The 2,724-nt window shown below is 30.7% G+C and carries 3 protein-coding genes; all 3 read right to left on the bottom strand.

Features of this window, described 5'->3' with window-relative positions; translation table 11 throughout:
* Positions 1 to 205: 205 nt before the first annotated feature.
* Positions 206 to 982 (bottom strand): DUF1883 domain-containing protein, encoded by a 777-nt coding sequence (locus PHC28_RS17965; RefSeq protein WP_300103751.1) that lies wholly within the window; start codon positions 980 to 982, stop codon positions 206 to 208.
* 11 nt (positions 983 to 993) lie between these two features.
* Complete coding sequence (locus tag PHC28_RS17960) at positions 994 to 2,271, bottom strand: restriction endonuclease subunit S (RefSeq protein ID WP_300103749.1); 1,278 nt, start codon at positions 2,269 to 2,271, stop codon at positions 994 to 996.
* Positions 2,272 to 2,274: 3 nt separating this feature from the next.
* Positions 2,275 to 2,724, bottom strand: a 450-nt coding sequence (locus tag PHC28_RS17955; protein ID WP_300103747.1) for a hypothetical protein, incomplete at its 5' end; no start/stop codon positions are given.

Raw genomic sequence — 2,724 nt, 5'->3', positions numbered from 1 at the left:
AATTTGTATTGCCGTCAGCTTTTAACTTAGCTTCATATTCTACTAAGAACATTGCTGGAAAAATTCCTCTAATGCCTCCACCGTCTATTGATAGTATTTTGAATTTATTATTACTCATTTTTGATGTTTTGTTTTAAGCATTTCAATATCAATAATTAATTTGTCATTTGAAAAAAATAAAATTAGGATGGTTGTTTTTTTGGTTTTAATTACTCGAAATAATCAACTCCGCTATTTCTATTGCTATTTCTTCAACAGTATAAGCCGAAGTATTTCTTGCTAATTTATCTGAAAGCGATGGAGAAAAAGCAATTACTTCTTTTTTGGTAATATTGTGCCAAATTGGCAAAACGACTTGTTCGCCTGTAATAGCTTTTGAAATAATGCCATCTAATTCATAATTTGTCCAACCTTTTTTGATGAAGTCTTTGGATAAAACCACAATACCAAACTTACTGTTTGCTAATCCTTTATCTATTTTCCTTCTTAAACTGTCTCCAATTTTCATTTCAAATTCATCATACCACACTGTTAATCCTTCTTTTTGAAGCGCATTAACAAGTGGTCTGACAACTTCTTCCTTATCTTCGGAAGCGTGAGAAATAAAGACATCGTATTTTTTTTCTTCTTCTATTGGGTTATACGGATTAAACTCGTCTTTGTGAACTAAAGTAGGCACAGAAGAAAGAGAAGGTTCTCTATATGCTGGTAAAGCAGATGGTAATACTTTTACAGAAGACCTTACTGTGCCTCGTAATCCTACCATATCAACAGTTACATACCATCGCCCCGAACTTGGTACACCTAGCACTACTGGTGATTTAGTAATTAAGCCACCATAATAGGTGTGTCTTCTTCCATTTTTATAATTACTGTAATTGGAACTATCCATTAATCTGACATTTGCTGCACTCCCCTGTAAAGTTACTTGCACTCTTTCACCAGATTTTAAACTTCCTAAGTCGTAAACATTAAAATTCATAGCTCCATTTTTTATATTTTTACTCTCACTTTACCAGTTAATAATTGCTGCATCAATCCTTTTTTTTGTAATTGTAGAGCTTCTAATTTTTGTTGGTATAGATTTAGTTCTTCAGATGCATCATCAAGAATGTTTGCGATTGCTTTTTGTTCTAAAACATCAGGAAGTTTAACTTCTAATTTCAAAAAGTCTGTTTTACTCATTACTCTATTTCGACCTGCACCACCTGGTGATATTAATTCCAATAAAAATTTGAACTTCTTTTGTAAAATAAAATGTCTGAAATACTCAGGAATTGCATTTTGAGAATTGAATGTATAGGTTGGAAAACGATGTGAAACTAAACCACCTTCATCTTTTTTACTAATTATTGCTACTGCGTGTTCCCAAGCAAATGTGATATTTATGATTAAATCATTTTCTTTGACTTCATACATTGTTTCCATAGCAATAGAAGCCGGATCAAAATCAGTTTTATGAAAAATCCCTTTTCCGTGGCTTCTTAATCCTAATGCTAAATAATTTTCAGAAGGCTTTGTAATTGGTCTTGGAGTAAAATTTAAACATTCGCTCAAAACTTTTACTTTCCATTTTTTATCAAAACCCTTTACTCTAGTTTCTTCTGAAAGTAATTGTTGCGCCAACCCTTTATTCCTAACTTTCAATTCATCAACAATTAGTGTAATAGTATTAATAGCTTCATCGAATTTGCTTAATATTTCTCCAATCTTTTGTTGTTCAGCAATCGGTGGAATAGGTAATTTTAATTTTTGTAAATAACTTTTTGAGATACTATAAACCGATGTGCCAGTTGCAATCTTTTTTAGTTCAATACTTACCTTTTGATTGTTAAAAATATAAGTTCTAAAACCATTGGCTGTTAATCCTGAATTATCTCTTGCCATAAAAGTATGCAATCCAGAAACAACTTTCTTTGAACCAATATTCTTAACTTCAATACACTTGCCTACACCTTCATAATCTTCTGAAGCATCAGCTATTATTAAATCTCCATCCTTTAAAAAATTGAATTTTTGATTTAAAATTAAATCATCCTTTATATATGGAAGTTTTTCAATATCACAATCTAATATTTCATTATTAAATTTTGAATGAATATCTCCATAATGTATATTGTGAATTTGATTTTGAGTTTCTTCATAAATTAAATTGTCTCTTGAAAAGGAATTGGTTGAAAGAAGTTCAAAAACATTATCAAACCGTTCAATATTCCAATCGTCTGGAATTAAGCCAATAGAAGTATCTTTATATGTTGTATTATCTTTCATAATCTAATTTTGCTTTATTAAATCAATAAATTGATTGGCTAATTTTTTTGTTTCTTGAATGGTTTGATAGTCTTTTGAGGCATCTAAAAGATTCCAATATTTTTCTTCATTGAATACCATAGTTCTTTTATCACCGCTTCCTTTTTGAGTTATAAAACCCCAAAACCAAAGGTCGTCCCAAACTTCAAAATTGCTTTCCGGGAAATTATTTTTTAGGTGTTCGTTGATGCCTTTAAATGTTTTGCTGCAAGGATTTCCTAATTCTTGAAATATATGATTTATTACAGCATCTACTGGTAAAAATAGTTCGTCATCATTTGAGAGTTTGCTAGGTGCATCAATCCAAAAATTTAATTCGTTGGCATAACCAATATGACAGTGATAGACTGCTTTTACAAATAGAGCTGCTGTTTTATCTCCCCAACTTTCTTGCTCGGTCAATAATTCGAACAT

This window comes from Flavobacterium sp. (genome assembly GCF_028712645.1).
In the GTDB taxonomy this organism is placed as follows: Bacteria; Bacteroidota; Bacteroidia; order Flavobacteriales; family Flavobacteriaceae; genus Flavobacterium.
This window is presented reverse-complemented; position numbering and strand designations above follow the sequence as displayed.

Excerpts from the sequence above, each read along its gene's own strand:
- PHC28_RS17965 (WP_300103751.1), bottom strand. The coding sequence starts at position 982 with ATGAATTTTAATGTTTACGACTTAGGAAGTTTAAAATCTGGTGAAAGA.
- PHC28_RS17960 (WP_300103749.1), bottom strand. The coding sequence starts at position 2,271 with ATGAAAGATAATACAACATATAAAGATACTTCTATTGGCTTAATTCCA.